The organism is Mycobacterium sp. 852002-51152_SCH6134967, from assembly GCF_001667105.1.
GTDB classification, from domain to species: Bacteria; Actinomycetota; Actinomycetes; order Mycobacteriales; family Mycobacteriaceae; genus Mycobacterium; species Mycobacterium neumannii_A.
Genome location: NZ_LZIK01000038.1, coordinates 53842 through 76083 on the forward strand (window position 1 = coordinate 53842; position 22242 = coordinate 76083).

Annotated in this window: 24 protein-coding genes; 7 read left to right on the plus strand and 17 right to left on the minus strand. The window is 67.1% G+C overall.

The genetic code is table 11. The features are described from left to right. Window positions 1-53: 53 nt before the first annotated feature. The 3 genes from A5790_RS12500 to A5790_RS12510 form a co-directional block, all read right to left on the minus strand. Window positions 54-1088: a serine hydrolase gene (locus A5790_RS12500; RefSeq protein WP_156656380.1), complete on the minus strand. Its 1035-nt coding sequence runs from the start codon at window positions 1086-1088 to the stop codon at window positions 54-56. Between the two features lie 124 nt (window positions 1089-1212). Continuing rightward, a complete protein-coding gene (locus tag A5790_RS12505) occupies window positions 1213-1569 on the minus strand; it encodes a VOC family protein (protein ID WP_066844319.1) in 357 nt (118 codons plus the stop codon). 14 nt (window positions 1570-1583) lie between these two features. Beyond that, entirely contained in the window at window positions 1584-2855 is a 1272-nt protein-coding gene (locus tag A5790_RS12510) for a M18 family aminopeptidase (protein WP_066844321.1), read from the minus strand. A 49-nt stretch (window positions 2856-2904) separates the two neighbouring features. Here A5790_RS12510 and A5790_RS12515 point away from each other — a divergent pair, with 49 nt between their 5' ends. Together A5790_RS12515 and A5790_RS12520 are read left to right on the plus strand one after the other, a co-directional pair. Further along, complete coding sequence (locus A5790_RS12515; RefSeq protein ID WP_066844323.1) at window positions 2905-3939, plus strand: Dyp-type peroxidase; 1035 nt, start codon at window positions 2905-2907, stop codon at window positions 3937-3939. After that, entirely contained in the window at window positions 3939-4736 is a 798-nt protein-coding gene (locus A5790_RS12520) for a family 1 encapsulin nanocompartment shell protein (RefSeq protein WP_066844326.1), read from the plus strand. Before A5790_RS12515 ends, A5790_RS12520 begins: the two co-directional genes overlap by 1 nt. A 17-nt stretch (window positions 4737-4753) precedes the next feature. Here the strand turns inward: A5790_RS12520 and purQ are convergent, their stop codons facing one another. Genes purQ through A5790_RS12535 form a run of 3 tightly spaced genes read right to left on the minus strand, consistent with a single transcriptional unit; the run spans window position 4754 to window position 6377 of the window. Then, window positions 4754-5428 carry a phosphoribosylformylglycinamidine synthase subunit PurQ gene (purQ, locus tag A5790_RS12525; protein WP_066844329.1) on the minus strand — a complete coding sequence of 225 codons (675 nt, stop codon included), beginning with the start codon at window positions 5426-5428 and terminating at the stop codon, window positions 4754-4756. Further along, on the minus strand, window positions 5425-5664 hold the full coding sequence (purS, locus tag A5790_RS12530) for a phosphoribosylformylglycinamidine synthase subunit PurS (protein ID WP_064348053.1): 240 nt from the start codon (window positions 5662-5664) through the stop codon (window positions 5425-5427). The genes purQ and purS overlap by 4 nt, the downstream gene beginning before the upstream one ends. 35 nt (window positions 5665-5699) lie before the next feature. Beyond that, window positions 5700-6377 (minus strand): ATPase, encoded by a 678-nt coding sequence (locus A5790_RS12535; RefSeq protein WP_066844332.1) that lies wholly within the window; start codon window positions 6375-6377, stop codon window positions 5700-5702. A 46-nt stretch (window positions 6378-6423) separates the two neighbouring features. Between A5790_RS12535 and A5790_RS12540 the strand changes: the two genes are divergently transcribed. Then, the gene (locus tag A5790_RS12540; protein WP_066844336.1) at window positions 6424-7077 is read left to right on the plus strand and encodes an MBL fold metallo-hydrolase; all 654 of its coding nucleotides are present in this window, start codon (window positions 6424-6426) and stop codon (window positions 7075-7077) included. Window positions 7078-7093: 16 nt separating this feature from the next. On the opposite strand, the gene A5790_RS12545 is transcribed toward A5790_RS12540, so the two are convergent. The 4 genes from A5790_RS12545 to A5790_RS12560 all read right to left on the minus strand — a co-directional run bounded on the left by A5790_RS12545 (window position 7094) and on the right by A5790_RS12560 (window position 10594). Then, on the minus strand, window positions 7094-8731 hold the full coding sequence (locus A5790_RS12545) for an FAD-binding dehydrogenase (RefSeq protein ID WP_066844493.1): 1638 nt from the start codon (window positions 8729-8731) through the stop codon (window positions 7094-7096). A 24-nt stretch (window positions 8732-8755) separates the two neighbouring features. Beyond that, the gene (locus tag A5790_RS12550; RefSeq protein WP_066844343.1) at window positions 8756-9460 is read right to left on the minus strand and encodes a DUF2334 domain-containing protein; all 705 of its coding nucleotides are present in this window, start codon (window positions 9458-9460) and stop codon (window positions 8756-8758) included. A gap of 69 nt (window positions 9461-9529) precedes the next feature. After that, window positions 9530-10027 (minus strand): glutathione peroxidase, encoded by a 498-nt coding sequence (locus A5790_RS12555; RefSeq protein WP_066844345.1) that lies wholly within the window; start codon window positions 10025-10027, stop codon window positions 9530-9532. A gap of 9 nt (window positions 10028-10036) precedes the next feature. After that, window positions 10037-10594 carry a TetR/AcrR family transcriptional regulator gene (locus A5790_RS12560; protein ID WP_066844348.1) on the minus strand — a complete coding sequence of 186 codons (558 nt, stop codon included), beginning with the start codon at window positions 10592-10594 and terminating at the stop codon, window positions 10037-10039. An 83-nt stretch (window positions 10595-10677) separates the two neighbouring features. On the opposite strand from A5790_RS12560, the gene A5790_RS12565 reads away from it, so the two are divergent. Next, a complete protein-coding gene (locus A5790_RS12565; RefSeq protein WP_066844350.1) occupies window positions 10678-11127 on the plus strand; it encodes a DoxX family protein in 450 nt (149 codons plus the stop codon). On the opposite strand, the gene A5790_RS12570 is transcribed toward A5790_RS12565, so the two are convergent. Both A5790_RS12570 and A5790_RS12575 read right to left on the minus strand, forming a co-directional pair. Then, window positions 11086-13191, minus strand: coding sequence for a S9 family peptidase (locus A5790_RS12570; protein WP_066844495.1), 2106 nt, complete (start codon window positions 13189-13191; stop codon window positions 11086-11088). The genes A5790_RS12565 and A5790_RS12570 overlap by 42 nt on opposite strands. Before the next feature lie 29 nt (window positions 13192-13220). Continuing rightward, a complete protein-coding gene (locus tag A5790_RS12575) occupies window positions 13221-14120 on the minus strand; it encodes a phosphoribosylaminoimidazolesuccinocarboxamide synthase (protein ID WP_066844352.1) in 900 nt (299 codons plus the stop codon). A gap of 31 nt (window positions 14121-14151) precedes the next feature. Between A5790_RS12575 and A5790_RS12580 the strand changes: the two genes are divergently transcribed. Next, window positions 14152-14769 (plus strand): hypothetical protein, encoded by a 618-nt coding sequence (locus A5790_RS12580; RefSeq protein WP_064395203.1) that lies wholly within the window; start codon window positions 14152-14154, stop codon window positions 14767-14769. Window positions 14770-14879: 110 nt separating this feature from the next. Continuing rightward, window positions 14880-15761 carry a type IV toxin-antitoxin system AbiEi family antitoxin domain-containing protein gene (locus A5790_RS12585; protein ID WP_066844354.1) on the plus strand — a complete coding sequence of 294 codons (882 nt, stop codon included), beginning with the start codon at window positions 14880-14882 and terminating at the stop codon, window positions 15759-15761. On the opposite strand, the gene A5790_RS12590 is transcribed toward A5790_RS12585, so the two are convergent. From A5790_RS12590 to purB, 4 genes are read right to left on the minus strand one after another with little or no spacing between them, the layout of a single operon-like run. After that, window positions 15741-16316, minus strand: coding sequence for a DUF1707 domain-containing protein (locus A5790_RS12590; protein ID WP_066844355.1), 576 nt, complete (start codon window positions 16314-16316; stop codon window positions 15741-15743). The two genes, A5790_RS12585 and A5790_RS12590, sit on opposite strands and share 21 nt — an antisense overlap. Beyond that, window positions 16303-17265, minus strand: coding sequence for a tellurite resistance/C4-dicarboxylate transporter family protein (locus A5790_RS12595; protein WP_369829785.1), 963 nt, complete (start codon window positions 17263-17265; stop codon window positions 16303-16305). Before A5790_RS12595 ends, A5790_RS12590 begins: the two co-directional genes overlap by 14 nt. 10 nt (window positions 17266-17275) lie before the next feature. Further along, window positions 17276-18505: a cytochrome P450 gene (locus A5790_RS12600; RefSeq protein WP_066844357.1), complete on the minus strand. Its 1230-nt coding sequence runs from the start codon at window positions 18503-18505 to the stop codon at window positions 17276-17278. Then, window positions 18502-19920, minus strand: coding sequence for an adenylosuccinate lyase (purB, locus tag A5790_RS12605; RefSeq protein WP_066844360.1), 1419 nt, complete (start codon window positions 19918-19920; stop codon window positions 18502-18504). The genes A5790_RS12600 and purB overlap by 4 nt, the downstream gene beginning before the upstream one ends. Before the next feature lie 40 nt (window positions 19921-19960). Here purB and A5790_RS12610 point away from each other — a divergent pair, with 40 nt between their 5' ends. Continuing rightward, window positions 19961-20824, plus strand: a complete 864-nt coding sequence (locus A5790_RS12610) for a DUF429 domain-containing protein (RefSeq protein ID WP_066844363.1) — start codon at window positions 19961-19963, stop codon at window positions 20822-20824. On the opposite strand, the gene A5790_RS12615 is transcribed toward A5790_RS12610, so the two are convergent. After that, window positions 20821-22239: an APC family permease gene (locus A5790_RS12615; protein WP_066844366.1), complete on the minus strand. Its 1419-nt coding sequence runs from the start codon at window positions 22237-22239 to the stop codon at window positions 20821-20823. The two genes, A5790_RS12610 and A5790_RS12615, sit on opposite strands and share 4 nt — an antisense overlap. Window positions 22240-22242 lie beyond the last annotated feature (3 nt).

A 22242-nucleotide genomic window follows, 5' to 3' on the forward strand; every position in this document is an offset into this window, starting at 1 on the left:
GACGTCACGAGTCCATTCTAGGTTGTCCGCCGTCTCAGGCACCCGACACGCGCTCAGCCCCAGATCCGGGCGAGCGCGTCGGCGAGAGCGCTCGGATCCTGCGTGTCGCTGTTGCAGCTCACCGCCACCGACGTACGCCGGTCGCGATCGATCCGGAAGTCGGTGACAAAGCCGCCCCAGGCTCCGTCGTGGCCGAGCGCGCCGTTGGCGTACTCGTAGATGCCCGCACCGTACCGGTCGCCGTCTCCGGTCTCGACCGCCCCGGCGAGCTGGGCGTCGAGCAACGTCCGGCCGCCGACTTCGCCGGTGCGGTAATTGTCCGCCCAGCGCACCAGCTGGCTCGGCGCGGTCTGGATCGACCCGTCACCGACCTGTAGCCATGCGGTGCGCGCTGGCGTGAATTCGCCGTCGGCACCCGTATAAGGGACCGCGGCGCCGGGGACCGGAGCGGCGGGGTCGAGGACCATGTCCAGCTCGAGCGGCCAGAAGATCCGCGCCGACAGAAATGCCGAGAGCGGTTGCCGCGCCGTCCGTTCGACGATCTCGGCCAGCAGCACGTAGTTCGAGTTCGAGTACTCGAACGCCGTGCCGGGCTCGAAATCGAGTTCGGTCACGGCCCCCAGCGCCCTCAGGGTGTCGGCGTTTGTGGTGCGGTCGGTCAATGTGAAACCGGCGTCTTCGAGCAGCCCCATGTAATCGGGGATCCCGCTGGTCTGATGCATCAGCTGCCCGATGGTGACGCCGGCGGCCCACGGCGGAAGTCCCGCCACGTGCGTCGCCAAGGTGTCGTCGAGCGCGAGCTGGTGCCGGTCCACCAGCAGCAGGACGGCGGTCGCCGTGAACTGTTTGGAGACCGAGGCGATGTCGAACGCGGTGTCAGTGGTCAGATCGGCGCCAGTGGCGATGTCCGCGAGGCCGCGGGCTCCGGCCCAGACCACGGCGCCCTCGACCCCCACCGCCGCGGAGCACCCCGGCGCCCCGTCTGCGACACCGTCGACCAGCACTCCCTGGCTGCGGGCGGGGCGATCGTCGGATTCGACCGCTGTCTCGGCGGGGGGTGCGGGCGCTTCGGCTGCGCAGGCGCTCATCAACAGCGCGGCCGCGAGAGCCGCCGTAGCCGCACGGACCGGTCGCGTCACAGGATCGACGTTAGGGGGCGCGCCTGGTTTACACCCGCAAAACATCGAGCGGTCCCGCTTACCGCGTGTGCGATCAGGGGTGGTCGGCCGAGCCGACGCAGAACTGGTTGCCGTCCGGATCGGCCAGCACCACCCATCCGAAATCACCCATGCTGTGCCGCCCGAGTTCGGTGGCCCCGAGCTCGACGAGCCGCCTGACCTCCGGCTCGACGTCGTCGGCGCCGAGGTCGAGATGGAGACGATTCTTACCCGGGGTGGGATCGTCAACCTTTTGGAAGCCGAGGCCGGTAGCGCTGCCCGGTTGCGAGACCGTCACGAAAAAGCCTGGCGCCATGGGGTTTACCTCGCCGCCCAGCGCACCGGCCCACCACTCGGCGAGCCGGTCTGGGTCGGTGCTGTCGAAGGTGACGTTGAGCACGGCGAGGGTCATGCGCCGACCCTAGATCACCGCGGTGACAGAAACGCCGTCAACGCCGCGGCATAGGCGGTGACGTCGCCGGCGCCCATCACCTCCCGAGCGGAATGCATGGCCAGCTGCGGAGCACCGACGTCGACGGTCGGGATGCCGGTGCGCGCCGCGGTCATCGGCCCGACCGTCGACCCGCACGGAAGGTCGGCCCGGTGTTCGTAACGCTGCAGCGGCACCCCGGCTTGCGCGCACGCCAGCGCGAACGCCGCGGCGGTGCGCCCGTCGGTGGCGTACCGAAGGTTCGGCTGCACCTTGAGCACCGGTCCCGCATTGACCTCGATCAGGTGTCCTGGTTCGTGGCGCTCCGGGTAGTTCGGGTGCGTGGCGTGCGCCATGTCGCCGGACGCCACCATCGAGCCGGGCAGGCGCCGCAGGAAGTCCTCACGCCCGCCGCCCGCGCTGAGCGTGATGCGCTCGAGCACGGTCAACAGCAGGTCGGACTGGGCGCCGTGGTCGGACTGCGAGCCGACCTCCTCGTGGTCGAAGAGCACCAGCACCGGCGAATATCCGCTCGGCTCGGCCGCCAGGAACGCGTCCAGCCCCGCGTAGCAGGTCGCCTGGTTGTCCAGCCGCGGGGCGCTCACCAGGTCGCGGTCGGCGCCGACGAGCCGCGACGGGGCCAGGTCATGGGTCATCAGGTCGGCGCCCAGCACATCGTCGACCGCCACCCCTGCATGCTCGGCCACGTGATCGAGGAAGGACCTTGGTCCCTTCTGGCCTGCAGGGTCCGTGCCCCACACCGCGTTGACGTGGCGCTGCGGGTTCAGCTCGACGGCCTTGCGGTCCTCGGCGAGGTGGATGGCCAGCTGCGGCACCCGCAGGATCGGCTCGTCGATCCGGATGAGCCGGTGCGCCAGCCCGCTGTCGGTGCGCACCGACAACCGGCCGCTGATCCCCAGATCACGGTCGAGCCACGAGTTCAGCCACGCGCCGCCATAAGGCTGCAGCGCGACCACCCGCCAGCCGGCGACGAACCGGTCAGGGTGCTGTTTGACCCGAAGGTTGGGGCTGTCGGTGTGGGCGCCGACGATCCGAAACGGGGTGTTTCGGCTGCCTCCGTTGGTCCGCCAGGCGATCAGCGATCCGGCCCGCAGGACGAAGAAGTCGCCGTGGGTGGGCCAGGCGTCGGCTTCGGACAGTTCGCGAAAGCCGGCCTCGCGCAGGTGCGACGCAGCCGTCTCGCAGGCGTGGTACGGCGACGGCGACGCGTCGATGAACTCGCAGAGGCTCTGGGGGCTAGCTGCCATTCCTTCATCTTTACCGGTGAATCAAGATCGATGACGCTAGGGTCCAGTTGTGCCCGAGATCCAACCACAACCGGTGCTCGAACCGTTGACGCCTGCGGCCGTCTTCCTGGTGGCGACGATCGTCGACGGTGGAGAGGCAACCGTGCACGACACGTTGCCCGATATCTCGGGGCTGGTGCGGGCCATAGGTTTCCGCGACCCAGCCAAGCGGCTATCGGCGGTCACCTCGATCGGCTCGAAGGCCTGGGACCGGCTGTTCACCGGCCCTCGACCGGCCGAACTGCACCCCTTCACCGAGATCCGCGGCGACCGCCACCACGCCCCGGCCACCGAGGGTGACGTGTTGTTTCATATCCGGGCGGAGTCGATGGACGTCTGCTTCGAGCTGGCCACCAAGCTGGTCGATGCCATGGACGGTGCGATCGCGATCGTCGACGAGACGCACGGCTTCAGGTTCTTCGACAACCGCGACCTGATGGGTTTCGTCGACGGCACCGAGAACCCCGACGGTGCGCTGGCGCGGTCGGCCACCCAGATCGGCGAGGAGGACCCCGATTTCGCGGGCGGCTGTTATGTGCACGTGCAGAAGTACGTGCACCACATGGCCGCGTGGAACTCGCTGTCGGTGGAGGACCAGGAGCGGGTGATCGGGCGCACCAAGCTCGACGACATCGAACTCGACGATGCGGTCAAACCGGCCGATTCCCATGTCGCGCTCAACGTGATCACCGACGACGACGGCAACGAACTGAAGATCGTGCGGCACAACATGCCGTTCGGACAGGTCGGCAAGGCCGAGTTCGGCACCTACTTCATCGGGTATTCGCGGACGCCGGTCGTCACCGAGCAGATGCTCGACAACATGTTCCTCGGCGACCCGCCCGGCAACACCGATCGCATCTTGGACTTCTCGACCGCGTTGACGGGCGGTTTGTTCTTCACCCCGAGCCTCGACTTCCTCGACGATCCTCCCCCACTGCCCAATTCGGTCGGCGCCGATCAGGACGAGCCGGCGCCGCCCGTGGCCACCTCCGCCGAATACGAGGGCTCGCTGGCCATCGGCAGCCTGAAAGGAACCCGCTGATGAACAACCTGTACCGCGACCTTGCACCGGTCACCGAAGAGGCCTGGGCCGAGATCGAGCTCGAGGCGACACGAACGTTCAAGCGCCACATCGCCGGTCGTCGTGTGGTGGACGTCAGCGAGCCGGGTGGGCCCGTCAAGGCAGCGATCAGCACCGGCCACCTGCGTGACGTGACGCCTCCGGGCGACGGCGTGGTCGCGCACCTGCGGGAGGCCAAACCGCTGGTGCGACTGCGCGTGCCGTTCACGGTGTCGCGCGCCGCGATCGACGATGTCGAGCGCGGTTCGCAGGACTCGGACTGGGATCCGGTCAAGGACGCGGCCATGAAACTGGCGTTCGCCGAGGACCGGGCGATCTTCGAGGGCTATGAAGCGGCGTCGATCGAAGGCGTCCGGGCGTGCAGTTCCAACACCGCGCTCGCGCTGCCCGACGACGAGCGCGATATTCCCGACGTCATCTCTCAGGCGCTTTCCGAGTTGCGGCTCTCCGGTGTGGACGGGCCGTATTCGGTACTGCTGTCGGCAGAGGTGTACACGAAGGTCAGCGAAACCACGCAGCACGGCTATCCGATCCGCGAGCACCTCAACCGGCTGGTCGACGGCGACATCATTTGGGCGCCCGCCATCGACGGTGCGTTCGTATTATCAACGCGTGGAGGCGATTTCGACCTGCAGCTGGGCACCGACGTGTCGATCGGCTACCTGTCGCACGACGCGGGAACCGTGCAGTTGTATCTGGAGGAAACGCTGACGTTCCTGTGCTACACCGCCGAGGCCTCGGTGGCCCTGACCCCGTGACCTTCTTCGCCCGCGCCCTATGCGCTGAGGACGCCGTCGAGTGCGCTGTAGAAAAGGCCTAGCCCGTCGTCGGACGGTCCGGTCAGCGCCTCGGTGGCGTGTTCGGGATGCGGCATCAGGCCCACGACGCGTCCGTTGGCCGAGCTGATGCCTGCGATGTTGCGCTGTGAGCCGTTGGGGTTGTCGCGGTACCGGAACACCACGCGACCTTCGCCCTCGAGCTCGTCGAGCACCTTGTCGCTGGCCACGTACCGGCCCTCGCCGGACTTCAGCGGAATCAGCACGTCGGCGCCGGCCTCGTACCGCGACGTCCACGCCGAGGAGTTCGATGCCACTTCCAACCAGATGTCGCGGCAGACGAAGTGCAGCCCGATGTTGCGGGTCAACGCGCCCGGCAACAGACCGGACTCGCACAGCACCTGAAAACCGTTGCAGATCCCCAGAACCGGCATGCCGCCATCGGCGGCCCGGATGACCTCGCCCATCACCGGTGCGAACTTCGCGATCGCTCCGGCACGCAGATAGTCCCCGTAGGAGAACCCGCCGGGCACCACCACGGCGTCGACGCTCTTCAGATCGGCGTCGGCATGCCACAGCGAAACGGGCTCGGCGCCTGCCAACCGAACGGCGCGTGCGGCGTCGACGTCGTCGAGAGTGCCCGGAAATGTGATGACGCCCACACGTGCCGTCACGATTGCTCCCTGCTGACCGACCAGTCCTCGATCACGGTGTTCGCCAGCAGCGATTCCGCGATCTCGGCCAGGGTGTCATCGTCGATACTGTCGTCGACCTCGAGCTCAAAACGCTTGCCCTGCCGAACATCTGAGACGCCGTTGAAACCCAGACGGCCCAATGCGCCGACGATCGCCTGCCCCTGCGGGTCGAGGATCTCGGCCTTGGGCATCACGTGCACCACCACCCTTGCCACGCGTCAACTGTACCGGCGGTTCCGTCGCGCGCGACTCACCGGCACGAACCGAGATACGCCTCGCACAACGGGGCGGCCAGCGCGTCGAGCACTTGCGCGTCGGGCATCGGCGGCCATGACACCTGCAGGGGCAGCATCGACCACAGTGCGAGTTCGACGAGGCTGCCGCTGGTGGGATGGGCCAGCAGATACTGGTGCACCACCTTCTGTCCCGAGACGCTGATCACCGCGGCGAGGCGCTCGGGATCGGCGGTGGTGATCGACGGCGACACCAGAGGCGCCGTCAACTGGCAGGTCCGCAGCCGCAACTGCGCCGAGCCGAGCACCGAACGGGTGAGGGGTCCGTTGTGCGCGACATCCCCGCGCCAGTGCAGCACCTGCGCCCGCAACTGCCACTGACCAGCGGGATTGGTCACTTGCGCCCTGGCAGCCACGACGTAGTCGCGCGGGTCGGTAGGCACGGGCGGGCTGGCGCAGAGTTCCTCGAACAGAAACCGCGGCGCGGGGGCGGTGACCGCCAGCCCGGCCAGCCCCGGCCACCGGTACACCGAGGCCAGCGGCAGCGCGCTGGAGGCGGGCCATGCCACATCCGGGATCGCATCGCAGATCGGCGGGCATACGCCGGGGACCGCCCGCGCGGGTGGGCCGGGCACAGGGCCGACCGTCAACGCCACGCCGAACGCGGCGAGGGCCACTGCAAGCAGCAATCGCACGACTCAACTACCCCCTGAACACGGCCGGCGCCGCCACAATATAGGCATGCAATTGACCCATTTCGGACATTCCTGCTTACTGGCCAATTTCAAGAGCGATTCCGGCAACGAAGCGACGATCCTGTTCGACCCCGGCGTCTTTTCGCACGGATTCGAGGGCATCACCGGCCTGTCGGCGATCCTGGTCACCCATCAGCATCCCGATCACGCCGACACCGAGCGGCTTCCGGCCCTGCTCGACGCCAACCCGCAGGCCGCCTTGTACGCCGATCCGCAGACCGCCGCGCAACTCGGCGACCCCTGGCGCGCGGTCAACGTCGGCGACGTCCTTTCCATCGACCACCTGACCGTGCGGGGCGTCGGCGGCAAGCACGCGGTGATCCACCCGGAGCTGCCGGTCATCGACAACATCTCCTACCTCGTCGACGACGGGACCCATCGCGCCCGGCTCATGCATCCCGGTGACGCCCTGTACGCGCCCGGCGAACCGGTCGACGTGCTCGCCACCCCCGCGGCCGCGCCGTGGATGAAAATCTCCGAAGCGGTCGATTATCTGCGCGCGGTGGCGCCGATGCATGCGGTGCCCATCCATCAGGGCATCATCGATCCGAGCGCCCGCGGGATCTTCTACAGCCGGCTCACCGAGATGACCGACACCGATTTCCAGGTGCTCGAACCCGAGGACGGCACGCAATTCTGACTCGCGGTTGCTGAAGTCAGGCCGTGTCGCGTGCGGCCGCGCGGCCCGCCGCACGCCCGGAGAACACACAGCCGCCGAGAAATGTGCCCTCCAGCGACCGATAACCGTGCACCCCCCCACCGCCGAAGCCCGCCGCCTCCCCGGCGGCGAACAAGCCGTCGAACACGTTGCCGTCGGGCTTGAGCACGCGTGCGTCGAGATCGGTTTCCAATCCGCCCAACGACTTTCGCGTGAGAATGTGCAACTTCACCGCGATCAGCGGCCCTGCCTTGGGATCGGTCAACCGGTGCGGTGCCACGACGCGGCTGACGCGGTCGCCGAGGTAGTTGCGTGCCACGCGGATCGAGGCGATCTGCGTGTCCTTGGTGAATTTGTTGGCCACCTCGCGGTCGCGGGCGGTGACCTCGGCCTCGACGGTCGCGTAGTCCAGCGGCAGCACATCGGGGACGTCGTTCATCGCCGACACCAGGCCGCGCAGCGAGTCGGCGCTGACGAAGTCGACACCACGGTCGACGAACGCCTGCACGGGCGCAGGCGCCCCGGCACGGACCCGCGCCAACACGTCGCGGATGCTGCGACCGGTGAGGTCGGGGTTCTGTTCCTGGCCCGACAGCGCGAACTCCTTGGCGATGATGCGGGCGTTGAGGATGAACCAGGTGTAGTCCTGACCGGTCTGCGCGATGTGTTCGAGCGTGCCGAGCGTGTCGAAGCCGGGATACAACGGCGACGGCAGCCGGTTGCCGTTGGCGTCCAACCACAGTGACGACGGCCCGGGCAGGATGCGGATCCCATGCAGCGGCCAGATCGGGTCGTAGTTCGTGATGCCCTCGGTGTAATGCCACATGCGGTCACGGTTGATCACCCGCGCCCCCGCCGCTTCGGTGATGCCGATCATGCGCCCGTCGACGTGTGCGGGCACACCGGACAGCAGCTGTTCGGGCACGCGGCCCATCCGGTTGGGCCAGTTCTGCCGCACCAGGTCGTGGTTTCCCCCGATACCGCCACTGGCGACGATCACCGCCTGAGCGCGAAATTCGAACTGTCCGACCGGTTCTCGCGAGGTGGCCACGCCGCGCGCCGCGTCGGAGGGTTCGAGCACCGTTCCGCGTACGCCGACGACGGCACCGTTGGAGACGATGAGCTCGTCGACCTTGTGCCGGTGCGCGTACCGGACCCGCCCGGTCAGCCGGCGAGCGAAGATGTCGACGATCGCGGGGCCGGTGCCCCAGGTGATGTGGAATCGCGGCACCGAGTTGCCGTGTCCGCGCGCGTCATATCCGCCGCGCTCGGCCCACCCGACGAGCGGGAACGTCTGCAGGCCGCGTTCGCGCAGCCAGCCGCGTTTCTCGCCGGCGGCGAAATCGACGTAGGCGTACGCCCATTGGCGCGGCCAGTGGTCCTCCGGCCGGTCGAAGCCCGCCGAGCCGAGCCAGTCTTGAAGCGCCAGCTCGTGGCTGTCGCGGATACCCAGCCGCCGCTGCTCCGGGCTGTCGACGAAGAACAGCCCGCCGAACGACCAGTACGCCTGGCCGCCGATATTGTTGGCGTTCTCCTGGTCGACGATCAGGACGCGGCGGCCGCGCTCGACCAACTCGCAGGCCGCCACCAGACCCGCCAGCCCGGCTCCGACGACGATGACGTCAGCATCTGCCATGGCCGCCACGTTAGCGGGCGGGTGCTAAGCGGCGGCGGTCATAGCGGCGTCCGGACGCCACTTGTAGACATCGGGCACGCATCGGTGCATGAGTGCGAGGTCGACGGCGTCGAGCATCGCGTGTCTGATGCCCGGCCTGCGCAAGTGCCGGGCGGCGACGGCGACTCGAACGATTCCGCCTCGCCGGGCCGTCCGCTCGGCCGACAGCACCAGCGTGCGGCACCACCACGGTTCGCGCAGGAAGCCTTCACCGACACCGAGCACGCGCGACCGTACAGCCGTTGCGCGGACCAGGTCGGTGATGTCTGTCAGTCCGGCGAGAAGACGAAAGCCCCTGCGCGGCAACATCAGTGCGGTGCCATCGGATACGGCCCATCCCGGCGCCGCGAAAAGCCGGGTACGCAAATCCATGTGCTCCATCACGCGGTCGGCGGCCATCAGCCGCAGGCCGGCCTCGTGTGCGGGCAGCGTCGCGAACTCGCCGCGGCGCTTCTTGGTCGCGGCTTCGTCGAAGCCGTGTAACACGATGGCGTCACCGCAGTCCCGCCGGGCGGCGAGCCACTCGACGGCGGCGCCGTCTTCCTCGAGCCGGTAGCCGCCCTCGATCCTCGGCGCCACCAGCAACGAAACCGGCACACCCCGGGCGTCGAGCTGGGCGCAGAAGTCTGCGACCTCGGGCATCGTGCGCTCGGTGATGCCGGAGAGGGAGACGATCAGCTGTCCTGCCACGCCGTCAGTGTGGCAACCTCAGGTGTCGCAACGGTTTACAACACGCTGACGGCAGGTGGCCATCGAACGCTATTGCGGCAGGACGTCCTCGATGGCCGCGATCACCTCGAGGGCGTCGGGTTCGGTGCGCGGCCGGAACCGCTTGACGACCGTTCCGCCCGGTGCGAGCAGGAACTTCTCGAAGTTCCACTGGATGTCGCCGGCCTCACCGCTGTCGTCGGGCGTCTTGGTCAACTCGGCGTACAGCGGGTGCCGGTCGGCGCCGTTGACGTCGGTCTTGGCCAGCAAGGGGAACGTCACGCCGTACGTCGTCGAGCAGAACTGCTGAATTTCCTCGGCCGAACCGGGCTCCTGGCCCATGAACTGGTTGCACGGCACGCCGATCACGGTCAGCCCGCGGTCGCGGTAGTCCTTGGCCAACTGTTCGAGCGCGGTGTACTGCGGAGTCAGACCGCATTTGGAGGCGACGTTGACCACCAGCGCGGCGCCGTCGGCCAGTTCGCCGAGCGTGGTGTCGCGGCCGTCGAGGGTGGTCACAGCGATATCGGTCAGCGGAGTCTGGGGCATGCCCGCACGTTACCCGGTCTCGAACAGCATGCCCGCGACCCGGTGCACGGTGGCCATCGGATCACCGTCGGCGTCGATCGCCTTGTTGAGCCACAACAGCGAAAAGCCGTGTACCAGTGACCAGGCCGCGAGCGCCGCCGCCTGAGGGTCCTCTGCGGCGCGCGGATCGTCGAGGGTGCCGACGCCCTGCCTCAGTTGCGCACCCGCCGCGTCCCGGGCCGATTTCAACTCCGCATCGTCCGGGTCGACGAGCGAGCGGTCGAACATCACCGCGTAGTGCCCGGGATGGTCGAGTGCGAAGCGCACGTATGCCAGTGCGGCATCGATGAATTCCGGCTCTGCCTCGGCGAGCGCGGCGGCCAGCTTGCGCCAGCCCTGCGCGGCCAGCGCGGTGAACAGGCCGCGCCGGTCGGTGAAGTGGTGTGCGGGTGCGGCATGCGACACCCCCGCGACCCGTGCGAGCTCTCGCAGCGAGATTCCGTCGGCGCCGCGCTGGGCGACCAGACTGGCCGCCTCGGCGAGGATGACGGCCTTCAGATCGCCGTGGTGATAGGACGCCCTGCTCATGCGGCCATCATAGCCAAAATCTTGACACTGGCTAGATGGGTGCCTACCTTGGCAACTAGTCACTGTCAAGATTGGAGTTCGTCATGGCTGTACTGGTCACGCTGATAGTCGGGACGCTCGGCGCCCGGCTGGTCGGCTTGTCGGGCGTGGACTACGTCGACAGCTGGCCGTCGGCGATCGCCGTCGGACTGGCCGCGATGTTCGCGCTCACCGGCGTCGCGCACTTCGTCAACCCGCTGCGCCGCGACATGATCGCAATCGTTCCGCCACGATTACCCGCCCCCGCGCTGCTGGTCACCGTCACCGGTGTGCTCGAACTCGTCGGCGCGGTGGGTCTGCTCTATCCGCCCACCCGCGCCACCGCAGCGGTCGGTCTTTTCGTGCTGATGATCGCGATGTTCCCGGCCAACGTCTACGCGGCACGGATGCCCGACCCGCCGAAGTCGATGACGACCCGGCTAAATCTGCGCACCGTCGAGCAGATCGTGTTCCTAGGGGCGGCGCTGGTGATCGGCCTGGGCAGCGTCCAGTAGCCACGCGTACTGGAATGCGGTTTCCTTCCAGCGTTCGTATCGCCCGCTGATACCGCCGTGGCCGGCATTCATCTCCGTCTTCAGCAGCACGGGATGACTGTCGGTCTTGGCATGGCGGAGCGCGGCCACCCATTTCGCCGGTTCGACGTAGTACACCCGGGTGTCGTTGAGCGACGTCATGGCAAGTATGCGCGGGTAATCCCTCGTCTCGACGTTCTCGTAGGGCGAGTAGGACTTCATGTACTCGTAGACGTCCTTGTTCTCCAACGGGTTTCCCCACTCGTCCCACTCGGTGACCGTCAGCGGCAGCGACGGGTCGAGGATCGTGGTGAGCGGGTCGACGAACGGCACCACCGCGAGAACGCCGGCGAACAGCTCCGGAGCCATGTTGGCAACGGCGCCGACGAGCAGACCGCCCGCGCTGCCCCCGTAGGCCACCAGGTTCTCCGGCCGGGTGACGTCGGTGTGCACGAGATGCTGTGCGGCGGCGATGAAATCGGTGAAGCTGTTCTTCTTCTCGAGCATCTTGCCGTGCTCATACCATGGCCGGCCGAGTTCGCCGCCGCCCCGGACGTGCGCGACCGCGAACACCATTCCACGGTCGAGCAACGACAGTCGCGCGATGGAGAACCGCGGATCTTCGCAGGCCTCGTAGGCGCCGTAGCCGTACAGCAGCGTGGGCGCCGGATACTGCAAGCCGATCTTGTGCACGATCGAGATCGGTATCCGCACACCGTCCGGCGCGGTCGCCCAATCACGCCGCTCCACATAGTCTTCGGGCCGGTAGTCGCCGAGCACGGGCTGTTCGCGTAGCAGCGTCCGTTCGCCGGTGGCCAGGTCGACGTCGTAGATGCGCACCGGGGTGGTGTAGGAGGTGGAGCCGATGCGTAGTTTGGGTGCGCTCCAGTTGGGGTTGGCGCTCAGTCCCGCCGACGTCAGCTCGGATTCGAAGGTGAAGTCTTCGGGACTGCCGTATTCGCCGCCGGGATGGAGGGGCCAGAGCTGGATCCTCGGCAGCGCCTCACTGCGGTAGCTGACGACGAGGTGCTTTTCGAAAGCGTCGACCGAATCGAGGCGGACGTCGGCGCGGTGTTCGATCAGGGTACGCACCGCAGTGGGGTCGCCGACTGGCACCTCGACCAGGGTGAAGTTCTCGGCACCGTCGTTGTGCAGGATGAGAAACCGGTCCTCGCCGCCCACGACGGCGTGCTCGACGGAGTACTCGACGAAGTCGCGGCGCGGCCAGACGATCGTGAATTCGGCGTCCGGGTCGGTCGCGTCCGCGTAGCGCACCTCGGAGGTGACGGCGCTGCCGGCGGCGATGATGACGTACTTGTCGCTGCGGGTGCGCCCGACGCCGAGCCAGTACCGTTCGTCGGGTTCGTTGTAGACCTTCTGCGCGGGCTGGCCCGAGCCGAGGCGGTGTCGCCAGATGGTGTCCGGGCGCCACGCCTCGTCGAGGGTCGAGTAGTAGAGCGCGCGGTTGTCGGCCGCCCACGTCGCGCCCGGACCGATACCGGCGATGGTGTCCTCGTACAGTTCACCGGTGCGTAAGTCCTTGAACCGCAGCGTGTACCGCTCGTCCCCTTTGAGGTCGACCGAGTAGGCGAGGATGTTGCCGTCCAAGCTGACCGAGGCGGCGCCGAGCGAGAAGAACTCGTGGCCTTCGGCCTCGACGTTCTCGTCCAGCAGCACCTGTTCGCCGGGGATCTCGGTGTTCTCGTCGAGCACCGGGGGCGTCCAGTCGTCGAGATCGGCGACAGGGCAACGGCAGTGCACGCTGTACTGCTTGCCCTCGAAGCTGCGGCCGTAGTACCACCACGCGTCGCGCCTGGTCGGTACAGAGAGGTCGGTCTCCTTGGTGCGAGCCTTGATCTCGTCGAAGATGGCCTGTCGCAGGGACGCAAGGTGCTCGGTGACATGCTCGGTGTAGGCGTTCTCGGCCTCCAGATGCGCGATCACCTCGGGGCTGGTCTTGTCGCGCAGCCACTCGTAGGGATCGAGGAACACGTCGCCGTGATGCTCACGCCGGGTGTCGACGCGCTTGGCCACCGGCGGCTTCATCATCTGTTGATTCGCTCCGCAAGCGTCGCTCATGCACCGATCCAGTCATCGAACTTCAGACCCGAAATGCGTTCGTAGGCCTCGATGTAGCGGGCGCGAGTGGATTCGACGACGTCCGGCGGCAACGGTGGCGGAGGGGTATCGCCGCCGCGGTCCCATCCCGACTCTTCAGAGGTGAGCCAGTTGCGGACGAACTGCTTGTCGAAGCTGTTCTGCACGACGCCTTCTTTCCAGTCGTCGGCCCGCCAGTACCTGCTCGAGTCGGGGGTGAACACCTCGTCGGCCAGTCGCAGTTCACCGTCCTCGTCCACGCCGAACTCGAACTTGGTGTCGGCGACGATGATCCCCGTCGTCAGAGCATGCTCGGCGCCGCGGCGGTAAGTCTCCAGTGTCCGATCGCGCAGTTGTTCGGCCAGCTGCTCACCGATCAGCTTGACCACGTCGTCGAACGAGATGTTCTCATCGTGTTGGCCCAGTTCGGCTTTGGTCGCGGGGGTGAACAGCGGCTCGTCAAACCTGCTGGCCTCGACCAGCCCGGCGGGAAGCGGGATACCGCATACCGCGCCCGTCTTCTGATAGTCGATCAGCCCCGAGCCGGTGAGGTAGCCGCGGGCCACCGCCTCCACCGGCAACATCTCGAGCTCCTGTACCACCAGCGCGCGGCCGAGCACGTCGGCGGGGATGCGCTCGTCGTCGGGTGGACCGGCGAGGTGATTGGGCGTGCCTGCGCTCCGGCTCAACAGGTCGAAGAAGAACACGCTCATCGCCGTCAGGATGCGGCCCTTGTCGGGGATCTGCGAGTCGAGGACGTAGTCGTAGGCGGAGATGCGGTCGCTGGCCACGAAGAGCAGCGTCTCGTCGTCCACGCGATACAGTTCGCGAACCTTGCCGCTGGCCAGATGCTGGTAGTCGGACAGAGCGGGGCGCATCGGGCCAGCCTATCGGGCAGCATCTAGTTCCATGACTTCGCGCTTTATCCCCTATGCCACCACGCCGACGCGGATCTTGGCCCAGCTCGTCAGTGACTTCGTGGTGGTCGCCTGGACCACGGTGTGGGTGCTGGTCGGCATGGCTGTGCATTCAGCGGTCTCCACGATCGCGGCGGTGGGCCGCCAGGTCGAGACCGGCGCCAACGGTGTCGCCGACAACCTCGATGCGGCCGGCGAGCGCACCGACGACTTCCCGCTGATCGGCGATGCGCTCAGCAAGCCGTTGCGCGCGGCCAGCGAGGCAGCACTCGACATCGCAGGCGCCGGTCACAGCCTCGACACCACGGCGTCGTGGTTGGCGTGGGTACTGGCGCTGGCGGTCGCCGCACCGCCGATCCTGTTCGTCGCGATGCCGTGGCTGTACCTTCGGCTGCGCTTCTTCCGCCGTAAATGGACCGCGATCACGCTGGCCCGCACCCCCGCCGGTGAGCAGCTGTTGGCGTTGCGAGCGCTCGCGAACCGGCCGCTGGCCAAGCTGGTCGCCGTGCACGCCGATCCCGTCGAGGCGTGGCGTCTGCACGATGCCGACGCGATCCGCGGCCTCGCGGCGCTGGAGTTGCGCTCGTCAGGCGTCGCCCGCCACCTCTAACCGGCTCCGCCGCCGCGATTTGTGCACATCGAGGAGCGCTCACCGCTCCCGGATGTGCACAAATCGCTCCGAGGGAACCGTCCGGAGGCGCCGATGCGTCGAACTGGAACATGCTCGACGACCATCTTCGGCAGCACGACGGTGTGATCACGCTGGCGCAGGCTCGACAGTGCGGCCTCAGCAGGCACGCGGTAAATCGACGTGTGCGATCGGGCCATTGGCTTCGGTGTTCGCCTGGGGTGTTCTTCGCCAATGACCGAGCCTTCACCGACTCCGCACGCATCAGGGCTGCCGTGTGGTCTCTCGGTCCGCGAGCGACAGCCAGCGGATTGGCGGCGGCATGGTGGCACGAGATCACCCGGTTCGCCCCGGACAAAGTCGAGATCACGGTTCCGCGGGTGAGCAACTACCGACCGAGACCCGGCGCGCGGCTGCGTCGGCGCGATTTGTCACCCCGTGACGTCGTCGAGCGGGCCGGGCTGCGGGTCACCGCCATGCCGCTGACCGTGATCGAAGCCGCGGTCCGACGCGGCGGCGGACCGAAACTGATGGACGCCGCCCTGCAGCGTCATCTCGAGCTCGCCCAACTGTGGCGCGCGCACCTGCGCAACAAGGGCAGACACGGTTCACCGGCCGCACGGCGACTCCTTCGTGCGGCCGAAGACGGTGCGCGTTCCGAAGCCGAACGACTCTTCGTCAAGCTCCTGCGCGACGCCGGATTCACCGGCTGGAAGACGAACCATCCCGTCGGTGGCTACAAGGTGGACGTCGCATTCACCCGAGCGAAGGTGACGATCGAGGTCGACGGTTGGGCGTTCCACACCGACAGCGAGGCATTCCAGATCGACCGCAACCGGCAGAACGTGATCGCGCTGTTGAACTGGAAAGTGTTGCGTTTCACCTGGCTTGACTTGACGGCGTATCCCGAGCGGGTGATCGCCGAGGTGGCCGCCGCGACCAGTCAACAACCCTCATCCCAACATGCGCCGTAACGTGTGACCGAACGGATAGCGCGCAGTCACCGACCCGAATCGCACCCGGCCGCGCGCTACGAGATGCAGCTTCTGCGAGGGCGGGCCGTACGGCACCTTGAGAGTGGTGCTGCCTGCGAATGTCTCGACGCCGTTGAGGTCGGCGGTGGCGCCGTCGGGCAGGATCAGCTCCGTCGAGCTGAGGTAGTCATCGATGTCCAGGACGACGGTCGGGCTCTGCAACGTCGCGGCGGTGAAGTCGAGCGTGGTGTCGCACATCCGGGTATTGAGGTCGATGCGCGCAGGTACCGTCCACGGTCCACGTCGCGAGATCGACGACATCCGACCGCGCAGCTGTTCGCCTCCGACCGCAACGGGCTGCATCGCATCCGTCGAGGGCAGGTCGGCGATCACCTTGCGCAGCTCGCCGCGGGTCCGCGCGGCAAGCACGGCGTCGATCCGCTCGCTGAACTCATCGAGCGTGAGCATGCCTTGGCCGACTGCCCGTTCGAGCAGTTGCCTCACGTGATCGCGGTCGGTGTCAGATATCCGCACGTTCGCGTCATCGATGTCCATGCCCCGAGGGTAGGTGGCGGAACCGCGCGCTCACTCGCAGCACTCCGGCGATCGAGACAGCGATCCACGCAGCAAACGCTATCCAGAAGAACACCAGCGAAATCGTCGGCAGGCCATGCCATCCGGTCTCTACCGCCATGGCGTGGCAGGCCGCCGAGTACATGCCCAGCGGGAAGACCATCGCCCACCACACGCCGGCGAACCGCCGGGCATCCGGCCGTCCGAGGTGCCGCACAGCGAAGTACACGAGCGGCGGAATCCATGCCGACGCCAGACACCACGTCGCGACGGTCGCCCCAAGAACGGCGTCGATGCCTGCGCGATGGATGTGGTCGCCCGCCAACGTCGCGATCGCGAGCCCACCCATCAATATCCACGCGTCGGGCTCGAACCCACCGGGATCCAGACGCGCAGCGAACGCACGCGCCAGGATCAGCGCGGTCATGACCCCGTAAATCGCGAGGGCAACGATCCATATCGCGACGGCGATCAGCAGTAAGGCATGCCACCCCGTGTCGTGCGCAAGGGCGACCGCGACGATCGCCAAACCGGACGAGCCGACGCTGCACAGTTCCCACGCCCCGCGTGCCCGCCCCTGCAGTTCCGTCCAGGACCGACTCGCGAAGTTGCGCGCTGTCAGGACGATCAACACCGACCACACCAGCGCGGCAGGTACGGCCAGAGCCCACATGATCGCCGAGTTCGCCATCAACCGGCTGTCGAGCACCGCACACGCCGCCACGAACGTGAACAAGCCGATTGTCACATCGAGGTCAGACAAATCGGGCGGCCGCCGAAGCCACGAAACCACAGCTGCAGCAACGAGAACCAGCAACGCAAGGACAGCCAGCACGGCCAGAGCGCCACTGACGTACGTCAAACCGTGGTCGACCGCGGCGATGGAGACGATACCGGTCGCCATCACGAACGCGAACGCGTCGGGCCTCACCGCCAGCCGCTCACCGCAGCTCGACTACCAGATGGCGGATACCGGTGTGCCGATTGCTCCGCGTCCATTCGACGGGTTTGACCAGACGGGCTTCGGAGAAGCGGGTCAGCAACTCTTCGAACAACACACGTAGCTCGAGCCGCGCCAGGTTCGCGCCCAGACAGTAGTGCACACCCTGGCCGAAGCCCAGGTGCGGATTGGGCTGACGCGCGATGTCGAACACGTCGGGTTCGGTGAACACCGCATCGTCGCGATTGGCCGAACCCTCCCAGATCTGGACCTTCTGCCCGGCCTCGATCTCGCATCCCCCCAACGTCACGTCGCGAGTTGCGGTGCGCCGCTTGGACGGTGAGGGCGACGACCAGCGCACCATCTCCTCGACCGCCGAACCCAGCAACGCGAAGTCGCCGCGCAGCGCGGTCAGCGAGTCGGGGTTCTCGATCAACGCCAGCAGGCCGCCCGCCACCGCGTTGCGTGTCGTCTCGGCACCCGCACTGAACAACAGGCTGAAGAACAGGTAAAGCTCCAGGTCGGATAGCGCACCGTCGTCCTCGGCGCCGTCCAGGCAGGCGTTCGCGACCACTGACAACATGTCGTCGGTCGGCGAGGCGCGCTTGGCGGCGATCAACTCCTGTCCGTAGGTGTACATCCGCGAACCCGCTTCTTCGGCGGTCAACTGGCCGACAGACGCTTTTCGTGATCCTCCGAAGTCGAACTGCGGCTCGATGGCGTGAAACAGCCAATGTCGTTCAGACTCCGGAACTCCCAGCAGGATGCAGATCATCTGCATCGGCAACTCGGCCGCCACGTCGACCAGGAAGTCAAACGGCTCGCCAGGCGAGACGCAATCCAGCAGGCGTCGCGCCCGCGAGCGAAGATCGTCTTCGACCCTGCGGATCATCCGCGGCGTCAGGCCGGAGCTGACCAGCCGCCGGATCTGCGAATGCCGCGGGTCGTCCATCATGTTGAGCACCTGACCGGCGATCGCCAGATCCTGCAGCAGCGTGCCGCCGTAGGGCCGGGAGCCGCCGGTCACCGACGAGAAGATCTGCGGATCACGAAACACCGCGAGCGTTTCGGCATAGGTGGCCACGGACCAGAATCCCTCGCCGTCGGGCGTGTGCTCGGTCGGCTCGTGCCAGTACACCGGGGCCTCGCGCCGATGCAACGCGAACAGTTCGTGGGGAAAACCGTTCGCGAAGTTGTCCAGATCGGTGAAATCGATCCCGCCCAGGGTCACAAGATGGCACCCGAAGTGTATTTGGCCGCTTCGGGATAGCGGCTCACCAACTCGTCGACCGCCGCAACCACGCGGTCCACCTGATCGCCTGCCGCACCGGTGAACGCCTGCTTGTCGGCCAGCGCCGCGTCGAGCGCCGGCCGGTCCAGCGGCAGCCGCGAATCGGCCGCCAACCGATCCAGCAGATCGGGTTCCTGACCCTTCTCCCGCATGGCCAACGCCACCGCGACGGCGTGCTCCTTGATCACCTCGTGCGCGGTTTCGCGGCCCACCCCGGCACGGACCGCGGCGATGAGGATCCGCGTCGTCGCCAGGAACGGCAGGTAGCGATCCAGCTCGCGCTGAATCACCGCGGGATAGGCGCCGAACTCGTCGAGCACCGTCAGGAACGTCTCGATCTGTCCATCGACGGCGAAGAACGCATCCGGCAGCGCCACGCGGCGCACCACCGAGCAGAACACGTCGCCCTCATTCCATTGCGCGCCAGCCAGTTCGGCGGCCATGGAGCCGTAGCCGCGCAGCACCACCTGCAACCCGTTCACCCGTTCACACGAGCGCGTGTTCATCTTGTGCGGCATCGCCGACGACCCCACCTGTCCGGGTGCGAAGCCCTCGGTGACCAGTTCGTGGCCGGCCATCAGCCGAATGGTCTGCGCCAACGACGACGGTCCTGCGCCCACCTGCACCAGCGCGGAGACGACGTCGTGGTCCAGTGAGCGCGGGTACACCTGCCCGACACTGGTGAAAATCTCGGTGAACCCCAGGAATTCGGCGACGCGCCGCTCGAGCTCGGCCAGCCGCGAGGCGTCGCCACCGAACAGGTCGAGCATGTCCTGGGCGGTGCCCATCGGACCCTTCACCCCGCGCAACGGGTAGCGGTCGATTAACGAGCGCAGGCGCTGCAGCGCGATCAGCAACTCCTCGGCCGCCGAGGCGAACCGCTTGCCCAGTGTGGTGGCCTGTGCCGCGACGTTGTGGCTGCGGCCGGCCATCACCAGGTCGCGATACAGCACGGCGCGCTCGGCCAGCCGGGCCACCACCGCCACTGCGTGGGAGTGCACCAGTTCCAGCGAGCGCCGGATCTGGAGCTGCTCGACGTTCTCAGTCAAGTCGCGACTCGTCATGCCCTTGTGCACGTGCTCGTGGCCGGCCAGCGCGTTGAACTCCTCGATGCGCGCCTTGACGTCGTGGCGCAGCACGCGCTCGCGGGCGGCGATCGATCCGAGGTCGACCTGTTCGAGCACCCGCTCGTAGTCGTCGACCACGCCGGAGGGCACATCGACGCCCAGTTCCGCCTGGGCGCGAAGCACCGCGAGCCACAGCCGGCGCTCCGCGACGACTTTGGCTTGCGGTGACCAGATCGCCACCATGTCCTCGCTGGCGTACCGATTGGCCAGCACGTTGGGGATCGTCACAAACACTCAGCTTACGACCCGGGTAGTGCAGGCTGGTCCCATGTACTTCGTTGGGCTCGATCTCGCGTGGGCGGAGGGAAACCAATCCGGGGTGGCAGTCCTCGACGTCGACGGACGGCTCGTGCAGGTGGGCGCGGCGGTCAGCGACGACGACATCGAGGCGGCCCTCGCGCCGTTTGTCGATGGCCCATGCGTCGTGGGGATCGACGCGCCGCTCATCGTCAACAACCCCAGCGGGTATCGGCTCGGCGAGACGTTCTACAACCGGGACTTCGCACCGTTCGAGGCGACCGCCCAGCCCGCGAACACGGGCAACCGTCTCTTCGATCCACCCCGCGCCGAGGTGCTCTGCCGACGCCTGGGCCTGGATCCCGACCCGCTGTCGCGCGGCGACCGGCGCGCGATCGAGGTCTATCCGCACGCGGCGACGATCTCGCTGTTCAAACTCGGCAAGACGCTCAAGTACAAGCGGCGCGCCAAGGATGTCGCCAAGCGCAAGGACGAGCTGCTAAGAATGCTGGGGCTAATCGAGGGGTTGAACGACGCGACACCGCGGCTTCGCGTGCGCAGCAGCCCCGCCTGGCTCGAACTTCGCAAACGGATCGAGGCCAGCGATCGAGCCTTCCAGCTGAACGCTTGTGAGGATCCCGTCGACGCGGTGCTCTGCGCGTACGTCGCGCTGTACTTCGAGCGGCGGCGCGAGGACGTCACGATCTACGGCGACCGCGAAGGCGGCTACATCGTCACGCCCGCACTACCGCCGGGGCTGACGCCAGCTCCCCGGGCCCGTGCGGCGGCCAACCCCGAGGGCGGCGACTTGTTACCGCGCCTGGAGCAGGTTCAACAACTGATCGAGCGAGCTCAACGCGAGCTGACCGAGATCCGCAGGCAGTTGGGCGGTTAGTCCGGCGACTGCGCGAGCTGAGTCGGATCGTTGATGCCCGCGTCCTTGATGCCGAGTCGCCTGTTGATCACCATCGTGATGAGGAAGAGCACGATTCCGATCACCACCAGGATCCCGCCCAGCAGATACTGCGTGCCCGGGCGGCCCGACAAGGGCGTCACTAAATACACCGACGTGATGAAACCGATGATGGGCAGGACCGTGGGTGTTCGGAAGTGCCTGTCATCCTCGGGGACATCGCGACGCAGGACCAACACCGCGACGTTGACCGTCGCGAACACCGCCAACAGCAGCAGCGATGTGGTGCCGCCGAGCACCGAGAGCGCCTTGCTGCTCGCGAACGCCGAGACGTAGAAGATCAGCCCGAACGCGATGATGGTGGTGAAAATGATTGCCACCCAGGGGGTGTGGCGGGTCCGGTGCACCGAGCCCAGAACCGGCGGAAGTACATGCTGGCGTGCCATGCCGTAGATCAACCGGCTGGCCATCAGCATGTTGATCAGCGCGGTGTTCGAAACCGCGAACATCGTGATGAACGGGAACAACTCGTCGATCGGAAGGCCCGGTGCGGCGGCCTCGACCACGCTCACCAGTGGGGTGCTGCTCTCCCTCAGTTCGCCGATCGGCACCATCGCCACCGCGATGATCGACACCAGGATGTACACGACACCCGCGATACTCAGGCCGGTCAACAAGACCTTCGGGAAGATCCGGACGGGGTCTTTGGTCTCCTCGGCCATGTTGACCGAGTCCTCGAACCCGACCATGGCGAAGAAGGCAAGCGAGGTCGCCGCGGTGATCGCGACGAATGTGCTTCGTTCCTCGCTGCTTTCGAACATCACGATGCGTGAGAAGTCGTGGTCGCCGGCCTGGGTGAAGGCCCACAGACCGACGAAGATCACCAGCAGCAGACCGCTGATCTCGATGATGGTCAGGCCGACGTTGAGTTTGACGCTCTCACTGACGCCGCGCAGGTTGATCGCGGCGAGGACGGCCATGAAGCTCAGGGCGATGAGCGTGACGCCCGCCTTACCCCAATCCAGGCCGAACCCCTTGATCAGGTTGGCCGCGAACGCCTGTGATGCGGTCGAGGCCGACGTGATACCGGAACACATCACCACGAACGCGACCAGGAATGTGAAGAACTGGATCCCGAATGCCTTGTGCGCGTACAACGCTGCGCCCGCGGCTTGCGGGTACTTGGTGACAAGCTCCAGATAGGAGAACGCCGTGACGGTGGCGATGGCGAACGCGAGCAGGAACGGCAGCCACGCCGCCCCACCCACTTCTCCGGCGACTTGACCGGTCAGCGCGTAGACACCGGTACCGAGGATGTCACCGACGATGAACAGCAGCAACAACCCCGGACCCATGACCCGCCGAAGTTCCGGTTGCGTGTCGGTCGGCGTACTCATCGG

Bases quoted from the DNA above. Each gene is read 5' to 3' on its own strand.
- A5790_RS12575 (WP_066844352.1), bottom strand. From the start codon at position 14,120: ATGCGCCCCGCTCTGTCCGACTACCAGCATCTGGCCAGCGGCAAGGTT.
- A5790_RS12590 (WP_066844355.1), bottom strand. From the start codon at position 16,316: ATGGACATCGATGACGCGAACGTGCGGATATCTGACACCGACCGCGAT.
- A5790_RS12540 (WP_066844336.1), top strand. From the start codon at position 6,424: ATGCAATTGACCCATTTCGGACATTCCTGCTTACTGGCCAATTTCAAG.
- A5790_RS12555 (WP_066844345.1), bottom strand. From the start codon at position 10,027: ATGCCCCAGACTCCGCTGACCGATATCGCTGTGACCACCCTCGACGGC.
- A5790_RS12520 (WP_066844326.1), top strand. From the start codon at position 3,939: ATGAACAACCTGTACCGCGACCTTGCACCGGTCACCGAAGAGGCCTGG.
- A5790_RS12570 (WP_066844495.1), bottom strand. From the start codon at position 13,191: ATGAAGCCGCCGGTGGCCAAGCGCGTCGACACCCGGCGTGAGCATCAC.
- A5790_RS12560 (WP_066844348.1), bottom strand. From the start codon at position 10,594: ATGAGCAGGGCGTCCTATCACCACGGCGATCTGAAGGCCGTCATCCTC.
- A5790_RS12585 (WP_066844354.1), top strand. From the start codon at position 14,880: ATGCTCGACGACCATCTTCGGCAGCACGACGGTGTGATCACGCTGGCG.
- A5790_RS12615 (WP_066844366.1), bottom strand. From the start codon at position 22,239: ATGAGTACGCCGACCGACACGCAACCGGAACTTCGGCGGGTCATGGGT.
- A5790_RS12545 (WP_066844493.1), bottom strand. From the start codon at position 8,731: ATGGCAGATGCTGACGTCATCGTCGTCGGAGCCGGGCTGGCGGGTCTG.
- A5790_RS12500 (WP_156656380.1), bottom strand. From the start codon at position 1,088: ATGAGCGCCTGCGCAGCCGAAGCGCCCGCACCCCCCGCCGAGACAGCG.
- A5790_RS12510 (WP_066844321.1), bottom strand. From the start codon at position 2,855: ATGGCAGCTAGCCCCCAGAGCCTCTGCGAGTTCATCGACGCGTCGCCG.
- A5790_RS12580 (WP_064395203.1), top strand. From the start codon at position 14,152: ATGACTTCGCGCTTTATCCCCTATGCCACCACGCCGACGCGGATCTTG.
- A5790_RS12610 (WP_066844363.1), top strand. From the start codon at position 19,961: ATGTACTTCGTTGGGCTCGATCTCGCGTGGGCGGAGGGAAACCAATCC.
- A5790_RS12505 (WP_066844319.1), bottom strand. From the start codon at position 1,569: ATGACCCTCGCCGTGCTCAACGTCACCTTCGACAGCACCGACCCAGAC.
- A5790_RS12565 (WP_066844350.1), top strand. From the start codon at position 10,678: ATGGCTGTACTGGTCACGCTGATAGTCGGGACGCTCGGCGCCCGGCTG.